The sequence below is a fragment of the Methylobacterium sp. yr668 genome (genome assembly GCF_900116245.1).
Classification (GTDB): Bacteria; Pseudomonadota; Alphaproteobacteria; order Rhizobiales; family Beijerinckiaceae; genus Methylobacterium.
On record NZ_FOZY01000006.1, the window covers coordinates 200,348 to 217,061 of the forward strand.

Sequence of the window (16,714 nt, forward strand, 5' to 3'; positions counted from 1 at the left end):
GCGATCCTCGGGGATGCGTGGCGACGCGCGTCAGAAAAAATCGAACGCGCCGTGAAAAATTTTTGATGTTTCCTCGATAGATCGCTTGGCATCCGCGAGAAAGGCGGCAAAACGGATTTGATTTTTTCCGCAGCGTTGACAATGCACGACCAGAGCGACTTGGAGATCTTCGCCCGGGTGGTCCGCACCGGCAGCCTCACCCAGGCCGGCTCGGAGCTCGGCCTGTCGGTCGCGGTGGTGTCGAAGCGGCTGAAAAGGCTGGAAGAACGGCTCGCCGTGCGCCTGCTGCATCGCACCACGCGGCGGGTGGCGCCCACGGATGTCGGGGCGGCCTTCTTCGAGCGGATCGCGCCGATCGTCGACGCCATCGCGGAGGCCGAGAGCCTCGTGTCGCAGACGGCGACGCGGGCGCGGGGGACGCTCCGGGTCACGGCGCCGAGCTCCTTCGGGCGCCTGCACATCGTCCCGCACCTGCGGGCCTTCTTCGCCCTCCATCCCGGCATCGTGCTCAACTTGGAGCTGAGCGACGATTTCGAGTCGATCGTCGAGCGCGGCTACGACCTCGCGATCCGGGTCGGCGCGCTGGAGAGTTCCGGGCTGACGGCGGTGCGCCTCGCGCCGGTGCAGCGCGTCCTCTGCGCGCGGCCGAGCTACCTCGACGCGGCCGGGCGGCCGCGGAGCCTCGACGACCTGCGCGGCCATGTCTGCCTCGCCACCGAGAACCAGAATCCCTGGCGGCTGGTCGGGCCGGAGGGCCCCTGCACGGTCGGCGCCTCGGGGCCGCTGCGCACCCATTCCAACGAGGTGGTGCGCGAGGCCGTGATCGGCGGCCTCGGGATCGCGCTGCGCTCCACCTGGGACGTGCACGCGGAGCTGCGCGACGGCCTGCTGGAGGTGGTGCTGCCGGCCTACGCGGCGGCGGCCTCGGCCGGCATCTTCGCGGTCTACCCGAGCCGGGCCTTCGTGCCGGCCAAGACGCGGGCCTTCATCGCGTTCCTCAAGCAGACCTACCGGTCGAGCGGGGCCTGGGCAGACGGGTGAGGCCCGTGCTGCGGCGTCTCGCTCCTGCTGAGCGGGAGACGCCCGCTCGACGTCTCACGCCGTCGCCGATCGCGGCACCGCCGTCGTTGCGGGTGGAGCGAAGCAGTCCGGTCGGCGTGACGAGGTCGGACGTCGCGCTGCCCTGGGTCGCTTCGCCGCGCTCGCGATGACGGAGAGCGGCGCATCGACCGAACGGCTCAGCCGGCGGCCGTGCCGCCCTCAGCCGTTCGCGAAGAAATCCGGATCCGTCCGCGCCAGCATCCGCTTGAACGCCGCCCACTCGTTGTCGGGCGCCCCCTGGACCACGACGCGGTCGTAGCCGGCGGCGTACTGCCCGGCGGTCTTGGTGGCGACGGCGGAGGAGGGCCGGATCACCGGCGCGCCCGCCGCCTGGATCGCCAGCTGCGCCCGGCACGAGCGCTCCATGTTGTGCATCAGCCGGAACGCCTCGCCGACCGTGCGGCCGCAGGTCAGCAGGCCGTGATTGCGCAGCACCATCACGGGCTTGTCGCCGAGATCGGCCACCAGCCGCTCCCGCTCGTCGAGGTCGAGGGCGATGCCCTCGTAGGCGTGGTAGGCGACGCGCCCCGTGAACTGCATCGACCACTGGTTCAGGGGTAGGAGCCCCTCCTCCTGGCAGGAGACCGCCACGCCCGCGACCGTGTGGGTGTGCAGCACGCAGATCGCGTCGTGGCGCGCGGCGTGGATGGCGCTGTGGATCGTGAACCCGGCCGGGTTGATGCCGAGCCCCATCGGATCCTCGAGCACCTTCCCGTCGATGTCGACGGTGACGAGGTTCTCCGGCGACACCTCCTCGAAGCGCATCCCGTAGGGGTTGATCAGGAACCGGTGCCCGGCGCCCGGCAGCCGCGCCGAGATGTGGGTGTAGATGCTGTCGTCGAGGCCCAGCCGATGGATCAGCCGGTAGGCGGCCGCGAGGTCGACGCGCATCGCGCGGATCGCGGCGCGATCGGCGGGGTCCGTATCCCGGTCCGCGACGGTCGACGGTGTGGCTGCGCTCATGCGACGGCTCCCTGCCGGTCGGCCCTGTCGGCCCTCCGGGATCGCCGCCCGGCGCAGGCGGTCCCGCGATCCCCGGGCGCCCGAGGCGGGGGCTCGGGGCGAGGTCCGGGAATCGCCGGCAGGGTGCACCAGGGCGGGCGGCCCGGCAATCCGGTGGGATGCGGCGGGACCTCCGGGGGAGCGACGGCCGCGTCCCACCGGATTGCCGGGCCGCGCGGGCGGTCGCCCGAGCCGTCTTCCAGTCCCTTACTTGGACGGGCGGTCGCCGGGCGGAAAGAGCGCGAGCGCCTCCTCCGCCAGGACGCCGCCCGTGATCGCGATCGGGCGGAACGGCGACCGGTCCGCGACCTCCGTGCAGGTGATCATGATCTGGTCGATCTTCGTGGCGAGCTGCTGCAGCGAGGCGGCGAAGACGACGCGCGAGATCCCGCACCAGACGATCGCGCCCATGCACATCGCGCAGGGTTCGCCGGACGTGTAGAGGGTCGTCCCCCGCAGCGCCTCCGGCCCGTGCTCCGCGAGGAAGCGGCGGATCGCCACCATCTCGCCGTGCGCCGTGGGATCGCGCTGCTGCTTCCCGAGATTCAGGCCCCGGGCGCGGATCTCGCCCTCCGCGACGATGACGGCGCCGAACGGGAAGTCGGCGCGGCGCGCCTCGGCGATGGCCGCCCGCATGAAAGTCTCGTCCGCGGCCGTGGCCGGCGCGGCGGTGGTCGCCGACGCGGGGCGCGCGCCCGTCGTCAGCGCCACGCCGAGCGCCGCGGCCCCGAGGAACGCGCGCCGGCCCGCATCGGGCGCGACGGGCGGTGCGTGGCCGTGCTGCCCGGTGCCGCGGAGCTTGCTCGTCATGATCGGTTCCGCTGAGCTGTCTCGAGGGGCCGTCCCGGCGGCCGCGACCGCGGCCCGGGGCCGTCCTGGAAGCGCTGCCTGGAAGCGCTGCCTGGAAGCGCTGCCTAGAAGCGCTGCTCCGTGCGGCCGGGGTTGGGGCCGCGGCCGTGATAGGACGCCATGCACAGGTGCCAGATCTGCGAACCGAGGTCGTAGAGGCTGAGGTTGTTCGGGTTGGGGTAGCTGAAGATCTGGGCCCGCGCCTGCTCGCGGCAGGCGGCGTCCTGCGGGCTCTGGATGGGTGGCTCCGGCACGGATTGCGCCGACGCCCCCGTGGTCAGGGCAATCGCGGTCGCGAAGGCAATCAGCGGGAGGCGCATCGTCACAGGTCTCCGAATACGGCGCCGCGGTGGCCGCTGTCCGGCCGGCCGCGGATCTGGGAAGCGGTATGTGGGGCCGGCGGCGCTCCGGGCGAGACCGTCCGGAGCGCCGCCGGCGCGTTCGTCAGCGGCGACGCCAGTGGTAGCTGCGATGCCAATGATAGTTGCGGTGCCAGCGATAGTTGCGATGCCAGCGGTAATTGCGGTGCCAGCGATAGTTGTAGGTCCGGTAGAAGCGCCGGCCTCCGTAGTAGCGGGCTCCGTAGAAGGCCGGGCCCGGGCCGTAGAACCGGCGGGCGTTCGGGACGCACCGGCCCCACGGGTTGAGGTGGAATCCGGGCCCGCACCAGTAGCCGACCCGGGTCAGCCCGCTCGCGTCGCCGGCCAGCGGCGCCGGTGAGAGCGGGGCCGCCGACGCCGGGCCCGCCAGGCCCAGGCCGCTCAACACAAGGGCCACGAGCCCCATCATCCGCATGAAATGCACGGCGTGATCCTCCCGCGACCGGCGCGCTGTCCGCGTCCGGATCGTGCATCATGCTGCTTGCGAGCCAAGATTAATGTCAATGGCCCACATTCAGTCAATACCTGTATCAACTACGCATCATCATTTATGAGCCGCGCGATTTCCGTTCTGTATTCAGTGTTCGTCAATGCATCCGTTCCAATCTGACGCACCCGGCGCGCCGGTAACGGATCGGGAGGAGGACCATGAACAGCACGGATCGTCGGGCCGGCGGACGGTCTCGACCCATCGTGACGGCCGGCCTCGCCGCCCTCGTCCTCGCGCTCGCCGCCGGTCCCGGCGGCGCGCAGGACGGCTTCGGTGAGGGGGCCGGGCGCCCGGCCGACCTCGCGGCCGGCGCGGAGGTGGACGCGCTGCGGCCGGTCGTCGAGCGCTTGGCCGGCGCCTGGGTCGCGCGCGGGGCGATCCCGGGCCTGATCGTGGGCGTGAGCCACCGGGGGCGGCGCAGCTACTTCGGGTTCAACGGGGCCGGCGGCGCGCCCTACCGGTCCGACACGATCGTGGAGATCGGCTCGATCACCAAGGTGTTCACGACCGCACTGTTCGCCGAGGCCGTCGATGCGGGCCGCCTGCGTCCCGACACGCCGCTGCAGGAGCTGTTGCCGAACCTGCGGCTCCGGCCCTGCACGGCCCAGATCACGCCGCTGCAGCTCGCCGACTTCACCTCGGGGATGCCGACGCTGCCGGGCGACCTGCCGCGTGCCCTGGCGGAGCGCAGCGTCCGGACCTACCCGCCGGAAGCGTTCCTGGCCTGGGTGTCGCGCTGGAGCCCGGATGGATCCGAGGCGGGCGGCTGCGCCCTGCCCGCCCCCTACCGGTACTCGAATGCCGGCATCGGCCTGCTCGGCTACGTTCTCTCCGAACGTCTCGGCGCGCCGTGGGAGAGCCTCGTGCACGAGCGGATCACCGGGCCGCTCGGGATGACCAGCACGGCGGTCACCGTGAAGCCGGCCGACCGCGCGCGTCTCGCGCAGGGCTACGGGATGGAGGGCCAGCCGGTCATGCCCTGGCCGGTCTTCGCGTGGTACGCCGCGGGAGCGCTCCGCTCGACCGCCACCGACATGCTCGCCTTCGGCGAGGCGGCGCTCGGGCACGAGGCGGTGAACGGCGCGCCCGTGCCGCCAGCGCTCACCCGGGCGCTGCGCGAGGCGATGACGCCGCTCTACCAGCCGGAGGGACAGACCTTCCGGCAGGGCATGGCCTGGATCGAGGAGATCGGCGACCCGGACGCGGGCCAGCGGCCGGTCTTCCTGAAGGTCGGGGGGACCGACGGCTTCAACAGCGTGGTCGTCGTCAATCCGGGCAAGGATCTCGTCGTCTTCGTGGCCGGCGGCCAGCCGAAGATCGGCGCGGAGCGCCTCGGCGTGGCGCTGTCCCGCCAGATCCGCTGAGCGGGCCCGGGCCGCGCGGGGCGCTCACCCCGCCAGCGCGGCCTCGATCCCGGCCTCGATCCCGGCCCCGATCGCCAGGAGCCGGCGGTCCTGTCCGTGCCGGGCCAGCAGCATCAGGCCCGCCGGCCGGGGCAGGCCCGGCATCGGCAGGGACAGGCCGGTGAGATCGAAGAAGTTGCCGAAGGCGGTGTTGCGCAGCATCAGGCGATTGGCCGCCAGGAAGGCCGCGTCGTCCGCCGCCAGCGGGGCGGTGAGCGGCGCCGTCGCGGCGGTCGCCGGGAGCGCCAGCACGTCGAGCGGGGCGAGGTGCCGGTCGAAGGCGGCGATCAGCGCGGCCCGCCGGCGCATCGTCCGGATGTAGCCCGCGGCCGTCGCATTCCGGCCGGCCACGATGCGGCGATGCACCCGCGGGTCGTAGCGGCCGGCCGCGCTGTCCAGCCAGTCGGCGTGGATCGCCGCGGCCTCGATCGCCGCGAGGGAGCCGTCCGGGAGCGCCGCGTCCATGGCGGCGAGGTGGTCGTCGATCGGGTGATCGGCGATCCGGGCGCCGGCCCGGGACAGGCGGGACAGCACCCGCTCGAAGGCCTCGGCGACCGGCGCCTCCGTCTCGGTGAACAGCAGGCCCCGCGGCACGCCGATGCGCAGGCCGGCGACGGCGAGCGCCTCCAGCGGCGCGGGCTCCTCGCCCGCCATCACGGCGTCGGCGGCCGCGCAATCCGCGACCGTCCGGGCGAGCGGCCCCAGGGAATCGAGGGCGTAGGACAGCGGGAACGCCCCCTCCAGCGGCACGCGGCTTGCGGTCGGCTTGAAGCCGACGACGCCGTTCAGCGAGGCCGGGATCCGGACGGAGCCGCCCGTGTCGGACCCGATCGCGATGTCGCTCGTCCCCTGCCCCACCGAGACCCCGGCGCCGGAGGACGAGCCCCCCGGGATGCGCGCCGGATCGGCGGCGTTGCCGGGGGTGCCGTAATGCGGGTTGAGGCCGAGCCCCGAGAAGGCGAACTCGGACATGTTGGTCTTGCCCAGGATCACCGCGCCGGCGCGGCGCAGGCGGGCGACCACCGGGGCGTCGGACCGCGCCGGCGCCGCGTCGGCCAAGAGGACCGAGCCGGCGCGCGTCGTCTCGCCCGCCACGTCGAACAGGTCCTTGATCGAGACCATCGCGCCGTCGAGGGGGCCGAGGGAGATCCCGTCCCGGCGGCGCGCATCGGCGGCGTCCGCCGCCGCGCGGGCCTGCTCCGGGTAGAGGCGGGTGAAGACCGCCGGGTCCCCCGCGGCGATCCGGGCCAGCCGGGCCTCGAGGGTCTCGCGTACGCTCATGGTCCTCACCGCATGATCTGATCCGGCCCTGCAAGCGGAGGGCCGGTCGGGCCGGTCCGCGTCAGAACGTGCCGGGATAGGCGCCGCCATCCATCAGCAGGTTCTGCCCGGTGATGAAGCCCGCCTGCTGGCTGCACAGGAACGCGCAGGCGGCGCCGAACTCGTCGGGGTGGCCGAAGCGGCCGGCGGGGTTGTCGCGGGCCCGCGCCTCCAGGAACGCCTCCACGGAGGTGCCGGCCTTGGCGGCCCCCGCGACGGCGTTGCCGCGGATCCGGTCGGTGTCGAAGGGGCCGGGCAGCAGGTTGTTGATCGTCACGCCGTGCCGCACGGTCTTGCGCGCCAAGCCGGCCACGAAGCCCGTCAGCCCCGAGCGGGCGCCGTTCGACAGGCCGAGATGCTCGATCGGCGCCTTCACGGCGCCGGAGGTGATGTTGACGATCCGGCCGAACCCGCGGTCGATCATCCCGTCGACCGTCGCCTTGATGAGCGCGATCGGCGCCAGCATGTTGGCGTCGAGCGCCCGGATCCAGGCGTCGCGGTCCCACTCGCGGAAATCGCCGGGGGGCGGGCCGCCGGCATTGTTGACCAGGATGTCGGGCTCGGGGCAGGCGGCGAGCGCGGCGGCCCGGCCGGCCTCGGTGGCGATGTCGCCCGCGACGGCGGTGACGGTGACGCCCGTCGCGGCGCGGATCTCGTCCGCGGTCCGCTCCAGCGTCTCCGCGGTGCGGGCCGTGATCGTCACCGCGACGCCCTCCCGGGCGAGCGCCAGGGCGCAGCCCTTGCCCAGTCCCTTGCTCGCCGCGCAGACGAGCGCCCGGCGTCCGCTCAAGCCGAGATCCATGGGAAGCCTCCGTGAGCCGGCCCTCGCCGCGAGGGCGTCCGGCGCGTCATAGCGCGCCGGGTGCCGTCCCCGGAAGCGGCCCGGGACGGGGCGCGGGGCCTCTCGGGGTCTCTCCGCCTCCGGAGGGCCGGTTCGGCGGGCGCCTCACGGCCGGAACCGGGATCCGGCGCTCACCACGTGCGCAGGTCGCGGGCGCCGGGCACGTCCGGACGCTCCTCCCGCTCCGGAGCGACGAAGCCCGCCCACAGCAGGGCCACCGCCCCGGTGAGGAGCGGAAGGGACGTGCTGAGGACGAGGCTGAGGGTCACGGCGATCCTGCCAGGCGGACGGTGTCGAGGCGACGAGATCAGAATTCCATATCCTGAGAATTGTTTTCGACGACTTAAGGCGAGTGCTCGTAATTGCGGGACCCCGGAGGAGATCTGCGCGGCCGGCCCGCGTCGCGGCGGCCATCGCGCGTCATGGTGGCGTCGGACGCTCGGCCGAGGCCGACGCATCGCGGGTCCGCGCGATCCCGGCCGGATGTCCGGGCGACCGGGGCCGGCGCGCGCCGGCTCAGGGCTGATCCGCCGCTCCGGACAGGGCGCCGAACTCGTTGACCATGCACTCGTGCATCCGGCGCAGCCACGCCCGCGCCTCGGCCCGCTGGGCCTCCGCCCGTTCGGCCCGCTCGTCCGACGCACGGGCCTGCGCCTCGGCCCGCTCGGCCCGGGCGAGCGCCGCCTGCAGGAGCGCCTCGGCGTGGCGGGCCCGCTCCTCGGCCGCGCGGAGCGCCGTCTCGGCCGCCCGCACGGAACTCTGAGCCTCCCGGACGGAGTCGCGGGCGCTCGCCTGCAGGGCGCGGACCCGCGCCGCGGCGCCGCGCACGGCGGTCAGGGAGGTCGACCAGTCGTCCTCGGCCGCCGGGGAGGCGGGCGCGGGGGATGCGGCCGCGGCGCCGGAGAACAGCGCCACGACCCGGTCGATCGGGTCGGCGTGGCCGTCGCGCGGCAGGGCCGGGTCGGACAGGGGATGGGGCACCGTCGGCTCGGCCCACGCGCGGGCGGCACTCATGCCGCGGCCTGCTCGGTGAGGTCCGAGAACTCGGACAGGATCGCCTGTTGGACACGGTCCAGCCAATCCTCTGCCTGCCGGGCCCGATCCTCGGCGGCGCGGGCGCGGGCCTCCGCCGCCTTGGCGCGCTCCTCGGCGGCGACGACCTGCGCCTCGGCGCGCAGCTGGGCCTCGCGCGCCTGCATCTCGGCCATCCGGGCGCGCTCGTTGGAGGCGTGGACCTCCTCGCGGACCTGATCCAGCACCTGCTCGATCCGCGCCTCCCGCTCGCGCGCCTGGGCCTCGATCACGCGCGCTTGGCGGGCGGCGGTCTGCACCCGGTGGATCAGCGCGTCCCAGTCCCGCGGCGCGGCCGGCGGTGTCGGGGACTCGGCCCGCGCGTGCAGCGACGCGACGGCGCGCAGGACGTTGCCGAGGTCGGGTTCGGACGCGGCGCCGCGCTTGGCCTTGTCTGCGGGCCGGAACCGAGGATCGCTCAGAAGCCTCTGCAGCTCGCTCACGGATCCCCTGCTCCCTGTGTACGCGATTCTGATCCGACTAACCTGTTTAGAATGGTTAACGAAGGATTAAACGACGGGCGATCGGGTATCGGACAATTGATGACGGCGGCCGATCCGCGCGCGGCGGCCACGGCCGGGCGGGCCTCGCACCGGGCCCCGGATCGCCGGATCGAAGCCGGCGGCAGGATTGCCGGTGCGCTCGCCGGATGTGCTGTTTGATACGGAATTCGCGCCCGGAATGACCGCGTATTCAGCTCATCGGTACGGGCTGAAATGGTTGTTCTGCAGGAGATCGCGATGGCCGGGAACCGCATGGAAGAGGCCTGGAGGCCGGCCTTCAAGACCGGACAGATCTTCTTCGGGCACCCGCAGGAATGCTGTGACTGCCTGATCTGGGAGCTCAGGACATCCGGGGCGCGGATCGAGGTCCAGCCGGAGGCGGTGCCACCGCAGGCCGTCCGGCTCGTCTCGATCGCCCTGCTGCTGAACCAGGCCTGTGAGGTCGTCGCGCGCGAGGGCCGGACGATCGAGCTGAGGTTCTCCCCCCGTCCGGAGCCCGCGGGCGGTGCGCCCGACGCGACGCGGCCCGTGCTCGGCCGCACGCTGTTCCCGCCGCACCGGCCATAAGTCTCCCGCATCACCGCGAAGCACCCGAGGAGGTGCGTCATGACCGCTCCGCAAGTCATCGCAACGATCTTCTTCCTGGTCTCGGTCGGTTCGGCGACGACGCTGGCCCTCATGGCGGCGGCCTCGGCCGTGCTGGACGCGGTCGCGAAGACCTGCGACCGCGCGCGGCCGGACGCGGGACGGCACCGCTCGCGCCGTGTCACGGAGGCCGCCTGTCGGCTGCGCCGCGCGGCCCTCGCCCGCGCCGCGATCCCGTAGGATCCCGGTCCCGCCGACGGGTCGGGCATCGGTTCTGCTCGAGCCTCGCCGTCTCGCCACGCGAGAGGAGGCACGAGCGACGCCGTGAGGGAGGAGCGGGCAGGCGCGATTCCGGAGGCCGCGACGGGTTCGGAGAACCCCTCTCGGTGGGCGATCCTGCCGTGACGTCAGTCTGGGGCGTTCAATCTGGAGACGGGCCGGGAGTCACGGCGTCGAATGGTGGAGACGACAGGGATCGAACCTGTGACCTTTCCCATGTCAAGGGAATGCACTACCGCTGTGCTACGTCTCCGTATCGACCGCGATCAGGTTCGACGAACCTGCAAGCCATCGAAATAGTCCAGACTGCTCAGTAACTTATGAGAGTGCCGACTACCGTGTCAAGGTAGTGCTCTCCCGCCGAGCTGCGCGTCCGGGCCGGCGCCGTTCGGGCTCCGGTGGGCGGGGCCTATAGCGGCTGCCCGGCGAGGGCGCAAGCGGAACCTGCGTGACCAGGCCGATCGATCGCGTCCCTCAATGGTCCGGCCGCGGCGCGCGCCGACCCGATCGCCCCGCGCCGCGCGTGGATAGCGCATTCTGCGTCAATGGCTTAGAGACGGGGAGAACGAGCCGGCGGGGGCAACCCGCCGGGATCCATCTCCGGGCCGAACGCGCCATGGTGCACGCCGACGGGAAAATGCGCTATGGCCCTGCCGCTCGGCATCCGGCCGCGCCGCGACACATGGCGGACACTCGGCGCCGGCATGCCGCCGCCTCACGCTTCAGGACATGCGCTACTTCATCGACCACGATCAGGGCGACTCGATCCGCGGCTGGATCGTGCCGGACAATCCCCTCGCCATCAGCCGGGTCGTGGTCGCGGTCGACGGCCGACGCGTGGCCGAGGTCCCGGCCAGCGTCATCGACGAGGCGTTCAAGCGCAACGGCTGGCACGCCACCGGGCAATGCACCTTCGTGGTCAGCGAGGCCGAGGTGCCGGGCCTGTCCGAGATCCCGCGGCTAGAACTCTACGATGCCGACACCAACGTGCTGGTCTACCGCCGCATGCCGGTCGAGGGTCAGATCCGGCTGCGGACCATGCTGATCAACACCGGCATCGAGCCCGAGACCGTCCTCCAGACGGCGCTCTTCCCGTATTTCCAGCACTGCTACTTCGGCATCCACAAGCTGCCGGACGAGATCCTGAGCTGCGTCCTGGCCGGCCCGGCCGCCCCGTCGGCCTTCCTGTCGGGCGCCGTGACCATCCCGCGCTACGAGAACTTCATGACGCCGGACCTGATGGTCACGGCCATCCTGCTCCAGGAACCGCAGATCGAGATGGCGGCCCGGATGCGCTGGCTGAAGGCCCGGGCCGCGGATGCGGCCGATCCGGCGCGCAGCTGGCGCCTGGGGCCGCTGGCCGAGGCCGCCGCCTTCGCGGACGGGTACGACTTCTCCGACGTGAAGAGCCTCAAGCGCTTCTTCCGGATGCTGCCCGAGCCCGCCTACCGGCTGCTCTACAACCCCCTGACCCGCCAGCTCGGGACCCGCATGCCGGACGACCGGCTGCATCCGGGCAACTCGATCGCGGCGATTGAGATTCTCGCCCGGGTCGGGATCGTCGGCCACAAGACCCGGTTCCCCGCCTTCGCGTCGACGCTGTTCGACCGCCTCGGGATCGGCGCGCCGATCCCGGCGCTGCCGCCGGTGCCGGCCGAGACGCTGGCGCTGGCCGAGCGCCTGAAGAGCGTCAAGGCGGTCGAGGACATGATCGTGTTCGACGTGGCCATGTCGGATGCCGTGAAGGCCTCGGTCGACAAGAGCTGGAGTTGATGGTGCGTTCGACCGGGCCGGCGGTGCCCGAATTCCGCCTCCCGACGGCGCAGGTCGCGGGGCTCTGGGGCAAGCGGCGCGCCCTCCCGGCGCGGGCGGGCTCCGACGGGCTGCGCGTCGCGCTGCCGGATCTCGCGGGCCGCTGGGTCGAGATCATCCTGTCCAACGACCCGGCCGAGGCCCGCGACACCCTCCCCGACATCAGCTTCGTCGGTCCCGACGGGCGCGCCGGCACGCTGCTGCCCCAGGAGGCCCGGGGCGGCGGCGCCTTCGCGTGGATCGGCTGCCTGCCCGAGGACGTCGTCGAGCTGCGCGTCGCCGACCCGGCCGGGCGCGTCCCGGTCCGGCTGCGCCGGATCGCCGTGCGCCGCCTCGCCCGGCCGGTCCTGGCCGCCCGCGGGCTCCTGCGCGATCCCGGCTTGACCGTGCAGGCCTTCACCTGGCGGATCCTCGGCAAGAAGGTGCGCGCGCGGGGCTTCCTCGGCCGGGCGCTGCGCCACCGGCGCGTGAGCGGCTACGAGGCCTGGCTCGGGACCCACACCCTGCGCCGCGCGGAGCGGGACGGGATCGCCGCCGAGATCGCCGCCTGGACCGATCCGCCCCTGATCTCCGTGCTGATGCCGGTCCACGATCCGGACCCGAAGGTGCTGCGCGCGGCCCTGGCCTCGCTGCGGGCGCAGCTCTACCCCCACTGGGAACTGTGCGCCGTGGACGACGCCTCCACGCGCCCCGAGATCCCGCGGATCCTGGGCCGGGCGGCCGAGGCCGACCCGCGCATCCGCGTCCTCGCCCGGATGGAGAACGGCCACATCGCCCGGGCGACCAACGACGCGCTGGGCATGGCCCGGGGGGCGGTCTGCGCCTTCATGGACCACGACGACGCTCTCACCGAGGACGCCCTCTACGAGGTCGCCCGGGCGCTGCGCCGCGACCCGGGTCTCGTGCTGATCTACAGCGACGAGGACAAGATCGACGGGCGCGGCCGGCGATTCGACCCGCACTTCAAGTCCTGCTTCGACCGCGAGCTGCTCTATGCCCAGAACTACATCAACCACCTCACGGTCGTGCGCACCGAGGCGCTGCGCGCCGTCGGCGGCCTGCGCCCCGGCTTCGAGGGCAGTCAGGACCACGACCTGCTGCTGCGGCTGACCGACGGGCTCGACCCCGCCCGCATCCGCCACATCCCGCGGGTGCTCTATCACTGGCGCGCCGCGCAGGGCTCCGGGACCTTCTCGGACCGGGCGCTCGCCCGGGCGGAGGCCGCGCGCCTGCGCGCCCTGGAGGAGGTCGTGGCGCCCTGGGGCGGCCGCGCGGAGCGCGGTCCCGGCGGCTTCAACCGCCTGGTCCGGCCGCTGCCGGCTTCGCCGCCGCGGGTCTCCGCGATCATCCCGACCCGCGACCGGGCCGAGATCCTGTCGGTGACCCTCGACGGACTGCTCGGCGCGACCGACTACCCCGACATCGAGGTGATCATCGTCGACAACGACAGCCGCGAGCCGGAGACCGCCGCCCTGTTCGCCCGCTACCGGGACGATCCGCGGGTGCGCGTCGTGCCGGTGCCGGGGGCGTTCAATTTCTCGGATCTGTCGAATCGCGGCGCCGCCGCGGCCACCGGCGCGGTGCTCCTGTTCCTCAACAACGACATCGAGGTGCTCGAGCCCGGCTGGCTGGCCGAGCTGGTCCGCCACGCCGTGCGGCCGGAGATCGGGGCCGTCGGGGCGAAGCTCCTCTACCCGGACCACACGATCCAGCACGGCGGCATCGTCCTCGGGATCGGGGGCGTGGCCGGCCACAGCCATCTCGGCGTCGCGGACGCGGATCCGGGCTATTTCTGCCGCATGGTCATCGCCCACGAGGTCTCGGCGGTCACCGGCGCGTGCCTGGCCATGCGGGCGGACGTGTTCGCGGAGGTCGGCGGCTTCGACGCGCAGGCCCTGAAGGTCGCCTTCAACGACGTCGATCTCTGCCTGAAGATCCGCCGGTCCGGCTACCGGATCGTCTGGACCCCCTTCGCGAAATTGATTCATCACGAGTCGAAGAGCCGCGGGGCCGAGGACACGCCGGAGAAGCAGAAGCGCTTCGAGGGCGAGGTGCTGACCATGCTCGACCGCTGGGGCCCGGAGCTGCGTGCCGACCCCTATTACAACATCAACCTGTCACGGAATTCCGCCCATTACCGCGTGTGAGCGGTCCTCACCCGGTGGCGACACCGGTGGTCGCGACCGCGCGGTGCTATGCATGCGTCAGTGGGTAAACTTGCGTCCGGAGCCGGTTGCGGTACCTCTGGACATGCCGCAAGAGGCAGTTCCGGCCAAGGCGTCCCCACGGGCGCGCGGCGAGGGCGACAATCAGAGATGAGTGCGAACACCCCTACGGTCGCGGGCCTGGAGCGCGACGCCCAGCAGGCGATGGGAGACCACAAGGTCCACCCCAACGAGATCGCTATCGGCGTGGTGATCGGACGCGCGTCCGAATACTTCGACTTCTTCGTGTTCGGCATCGCCTGCGTGCTGGTCTTCCCGAAAGTGTATTTCCCCTTCGTCGACCCGCTGAAGGGCACCCTCTACGCCTTCTCGATCTTCGCCCTCGCCTTCATCGCCCGGCCGCTCGGCACCGTGCTGTTCATGGCGATCGACCGGCGCCACGGCCGCAGCGTCAAGCTGACCACGGCCCTGTTCCTGCTCGGCGGGTCGACGGCGGCGGTGAGCTTCCTGCCGCGCTACGACAGCATCGGCATCTCGGCGGTCTACATCCTGGCCGGCCTGCGGATCCTGCAGGGCCTCGCCCTCGGCGGTGCCTGGGACGGCCTCGCCTCGCTGCTCGCCATGAACGCCCCGCGGGAGCGCCGCGGCTGGTACGCGATGATCCCGCAGCTCGGCGCGCCTTTGGGCTTCATGGTGGCGAGCGCCCTGTTCGCGTTCTTCATCGTCAATCTCGACGAGGCCGATTTCATCGACTGGGGCTGGCGCTTCCCGTTCTACTGCGCCTTCACCATCAACGTGGTCGCGCTGTTCGCCCGGCTGCGCCTCGTCGCCACCGACGAGTTCGCCCGGATGATGGACCTCGACCGGCTGCGCCCGGTCCCGGCCCTGGAGCTGTTCCGCCACCACGCCGGCGACGTGGTCCGCGGCGCCTTCGTGCCGCTCGCCGCCTTCGCGCTGTTCCACCTCGTGACGATCTTCCCGATCGCGTGGCTCGCGCTGAACAGCACGACCCGCTCGCCGGGCGAGTTCCTGATCGTGCAGTTCTCCGGCGCGATCGTGTGCGCCGGCGCGGTGGCGGCCTCGGGGCTGATCGCCGACCAGATCGGCCGCCGCAACTGCCTGATCATGAGCAGCTCGCTGATCGGCTTCTTCGCCGTCGGCAGCATCATCGCGCCGCTCCTGTTCGGCGAGAGCGCCATCGGCCAGACCATCTACGTCACGATCGGCTTCATGCTGCTCGGCCTCGCCTACGGCCAGACCGCGGGAGCGGTGAGCGCCCGCCTCGGCAACCGCTACCGCTACACCGGCGCGGCGCTGACCTCCGACTTCGCGTGGCTGATCGGGGCCGGTTTCGCGCCCCTGGTGGCTCTGTTCCTGTCGCAGCGCTACGGCCTGGCGATGATCGGCGTCTACCTCCTCTCCGGCGCGGTCTGCAGCCTCGTGGCCCTGTTCACCGACCGGTCGGAACTGCGCCAGATGTGAGTCGGCGGCCGGCGGCGCAGGCCGCCCGGCCCGCCCGTGAGCTGACTGGAACGCCGCCTCGCGCGGTACGGCAGAAGCGCCGCGGCAGCGGCATGGCAGAAGTGCCGCGGCAGCGGCCTGGGATGACGAGACGCGTGCTGTGACATCCACGATCCATCGACCGGACAGGACCGACACCGCGACCCGCCGAGGCGGTCGCGCTCGGCGCCTCCTGCCGCTCCTCGCCCTGCCCCTCCTGACCCTGCTCGGCGGCTGCAACTTCGTGGTCCTGCACCCGGCCGGCTACGTCGCCGAGCAGCAGCGCAACCTCGTGCTGGCGGCGACCGGGCTGATGCTCCTGATCATCGTCCCGGTGATCGCCTTCACGCTGATCTTCGCGTGGCGCTACCGCGCCAGCAACCAGGACGCGGTCTACGATCCCGAATGGCACCACTCGACGCAGCTCGAGGTGCTGATCTGGACGGCGCCGCTGATGATCATCATCGCCCTGGGCGCCCTCACGTGGATCGGGACCCACACCCTCGATCCGTTCCGGCCGCTCAGCAAGATCGACCCGAAGCGCGACGTCCCGGCCGGGACGGTGCCGCTCGAGGTCGAGGCCGTGGCCATGGATTGGAAGTGGCTCTTCCTCTACCCGCAATACGGGATCGCCACGGTCAACGAGCTGGCCGCGCCGGTGGACCGGCCGATCCGCTTCAAGATCACCGCCACCGACGTGATGAACACGTTCTACGTGCCCACACTCGCCGGCATGGTCTACGCGATGCCGGGCATGCAGACCCAGCTCCACGCGGTGATCAACCGCGAGGGCGCCTACGAGGGCCGCTCGGCGCATTACAGCGGCGCCGGCTTCTCCAACATGTTCTTCAAGTTCCACGGCCTGACCACCGACAAGTTCGACCAGTGGATCGCCAAGGCCAAGGCCGAGGGCGGCGAGCTGACCCAGGAGGCCTACCTGAAGCTGGAGGAGCCGAGCGAGGCAGAGCCGGCGCGGTTCTACAAGTCCTACATGAAGGGCCTGTACGACCGGATCATCGGCATGTGCCCCCGGCCCGACCAGATGTGCGTCGGCGAGATGGCGAAGATCGACGCGCAGGGCGGCGCCACCGGCGCGGAGGCCGCGGAGAACTACGCGCGTCTCCGGTACGACAACCGCCTCGCCGAGCGCGGCGTCGAGGGGCCGGGCGCGACGGCGCCGGCCTCCGGGACCGCGCCGCACGGCCAGACGCAGCCGCAGGGCATGCAGCCGCGGCCCGACATGGGCAACCCGGACGTCCGGGGCCAGACGACGCCGCCCGACGCCACGGGCCAGGGCTCCGGCGGGGGTCGGAGCGGGGGCATCCAGATCGCCCCGAAGCAGCTGAACCAGTGAGGCCGCGCGTGCTGACAGCGGACTCCACACACACAACCGGCGGTCGCCGTCGAACCCAC

17 protein-coding genes and 1 tRNA gene are annotated in these 16,714 nt (G+C 72.3%); 8 read left to right on the forward strand and 10 right to left on the reverse strand.

Annotated features, from left to right (window positions below):
* The first annotated feature begins 141 nt into the window (after nucleotides 1-141).
* Nucleotides 142-1,041, forward strand: coding sequence for a LysR family transcriptional regulator (locus tag BM419_RS10170; protein ID WP_042670683.1), 900 nt, complete (start codon nucleotides 142-144; stop codon nucleotides 1,039-1,041).
* Nucleotides 1,042-1,260: 219 nt separating this feature from the next.
* On the opposite strand, the gene BM419_RS10175 is transcribed toward BM419_RS10170, so the two are convergent.
* The 4 genes from BM419_RS10175 to BM419_RS10190 form a co-directional block, all read right to left on the reverse strand.
* Nucleotides 1,261-2,064 carry a class II aldolase/adducin family protein gene (locus tag BM419_RS10175; protein ID WP_020093251.1) on the reverse strand — a complete coding sequence of 268 codons (804 nt, stop codon included), beginning with the start codon at nucleotides 2,062-2,064 and terminating at the stop codon, nucleotides 1,261-1,263.
* 246 nt (nucleotides 2,065-2,310) lie between these two features.
* The gene (locus tag BM419_RS10180; RefSeq protein ID WP_091926343.1) at nucleotides 2,311-2,913 is read right to left on the reverse strand and encodes a nucleoside deaminase; all 603 of its coding nucleotides are present in this window, start codon (nucleotides 2,911-2,913) and stop codon (nucleotides 2,311-2,313) included.
* Between the two features lie 104 nt (nucleotides 2,914-3,017).
* A complete protein-coding gene (locus BM419_RS10185; RefSeq protein WP_091926344.1) occupies nucleotides 3,018-3,272 on the reverse strand; it encodes a hypothetical protein in 255 nt (84 codons plus the stop codon).
* Between the two features lie 124 nt (nucleotides 3,273-3,396).
* Entirely contained in the window at nucleotides 3,397-3,747 is a 351-nt protein-coding gene (locus BM419_RS10190) for a GCG_CRPN prefix-to-repeats domain-containing protein (RefSeq protein ID WP_234082999.1), read from the reverse strand.
* A gap of 233 nt (nucleotides 3,748-3,980) precedes the next feature.
* Between BM419_RS10190 and BM419_RS10195 the strand changes: the two genes are divergently transcribed.
* Nucleotides 3,981-5,186: a serine hydrolase domain-containing protein gene (locus tag BM419_RS10195; protein ID WP_107684763.1), complete on the forward strand. Its 1,206-nt coding sequence runs from the start codon at nucleotides 3,981-3,983 to the stop codon at nucleotides 5,184-5,186.
* Nucleotides 5,187-5,210: 24 nt separating this feature from the next.
* Here the strand turns inward: BM419_RS10195 and BM419_RS10200 are convergent, their stop codons facing one another.
* The 5 genes from BM419_RS10200 to BM419_RS10215 form a co-directional block, all read right to left on the reverse strand.
* Nucleotides 5,211-6,506 carry an amidase gene (locus tag BM419_RS10200; protein WP_091926346.1) on the reverse strand — a complete coding sequence of 432 codons (1,296 nt, stop codon included), beginning with the start codon at nucleotides 6,504-6,506 and terminating at the stop codon, nucleotides 5,211-5,213.
* A gap of 61 nt (nucleotides 6,507-6,567) precedes the next feature.
* Complete coding sequence (locus BM419_RS10205) at nucleotides 6,568-7,347, reverse strand: SDR family oxidoreductase (protein ID WP_056523289.1); 780 nt, start codon at nucleotides 7,345-7,347, stop codon at nucleotides 6,568-6,570.
* Between the two features lie 170 nt (nucleotides 7,348-7,517).
* Nucleotides 7,518-7,655: a hypothetical protein gene (locus BM419_RS32340; protein ID WP_020093244.1), complete on the reverse strand. Its 138-nt coding sequence runs from the start codon at nucleotides 7,653-7,655 to the stop codon at nucleotides 7,518-7,520.
* A 247-nt stretch (nucleotides 7,656-7,902) separates the two neighbouring features.
* Nucleotides 7,903-8,400, reverse strand: coding sequence for a hypothetical protein (locus BM419_RS10210; protein ID WP_020093243.1), 498 nt, complete (start codon nucleotides 8,398-8,400; stop codon nucleotides 7,903-7,905).
* On the reverse strand, nucleotides 8,397-8,900 hold the full coding sequence (locus BM419_RS10215; RefSeq protein WP_020093242.1) for a hypothetical protein: 504 nt from the start codon (nucleotides 8,898-8,900) through the stop codon (nucleotides 8,397-8,399). The genes BM419_RS10210 and BM419_RS10215 overlap by 4 nt, the downstream gene beginning before the upstream one ends.
* A gap of 297 nt (nucleotides 8,901-9,197) precedes the next feature.
* Between BM419_RS10215 and BM419_RS10220 the strand changes: the two genes are divergently transcribed.
* Both BM419_RS10220 and BM419_RS10225 read left to right on the forward strand, forming a co-directional pair.
* The gene (locus BM419_RS10220) at nucleotides 9,198-9,527 is read left to right on the forward strand and encodes a hypothetical protein (protein ID WP_020093241.1); all 330 of its coding nucleotides are present in this window, start codon (nucleotides 9,198-9,200) and stop codon (nucleotides 9,525-9,527) included.
* Between the two features lie 39 nt (nucleotides 9,528-9,566).
* Complete coding sequence (locus tag BM419_RS10225; RefSeq protein ID WP_091926347.1) at nucleotides 9,567-9,785, forward strand: hypothetical protein; 219 nt, start codon at nucleotides 9,567-9,569, stop codon at nucleotides 9,783-9,785.
* Nucleotides 9,786-10,002: 217 nt separating this feature from the next.
* On the opposite strand, the gene BM419_RS10230 is transcribed toward BM419_RS10225, so the two are convergent.
* A tRNA-Val gene (locus BM419_RS10230) sits at nucleotides 10,003-10,077 on the reverse strand.
* Nucleotides 10,078-10,553: 476 nt separating this feature from the next.
* Here BM419_RS10230 and BM419_RS10235 point away from each other — a divergent pair.
* The 4 genes from BM419_RS10235 to cyoA all read left to right on the forward strand — a co-directional run bounded on the left by BM419_RS10235 (nucleotide 10,554) and on the right by cyoA (nucleotide 16,655).
* Complete coding sequence (locus BM419_RS10235) at nucleotides 10,554-11,597, forward strand: hypothetical protein (protein WP_091926348.1); 1,044 nt, start codon at nucleotides 10,554-10,556, stop codon at nucleotides 11,595-11,597.
* Nucleotides 11,597-13,783, forward strand: coding sequence for a glycosyltransferase family 2 protein (locus BM419_RS10240; protein WP_091926349.1), 2,187 nt, complete (start codon nucleotides 11,597-11,599; stop codon nucleotides 13,781-13,783). The genes BM419_RS10235 and BM419_RS10240 overlap by 1 nt, the downstream gene beginning before the upstream one ends.
* 168 nt (nucleotides 13,784-13,951) lie before the next feature.
* A complete protein-coding gene (locus BM419_RS10245; protein ID WP_020093237.1) occupies nucleotides 13,952-15,283 on the forward strand; it encodes an MFS transporter in 1,332 nt (443 codons plus the stop codon).
* A gap of 139 nt (nucleotides 15,284-15,422) precedes the next feature.
* Entirely contained in the window at nucleotides 15,423-16,655 is a 1,233-nt protein-coding gene (gene cyoA, locus BM419_RS10250) for a ubiquinol oxidase subunit II (protein WP_042670818.1), read from the forward strand.
* Nucleotides 16,656-16,714 lie beyond the last annotated feature (59 nt).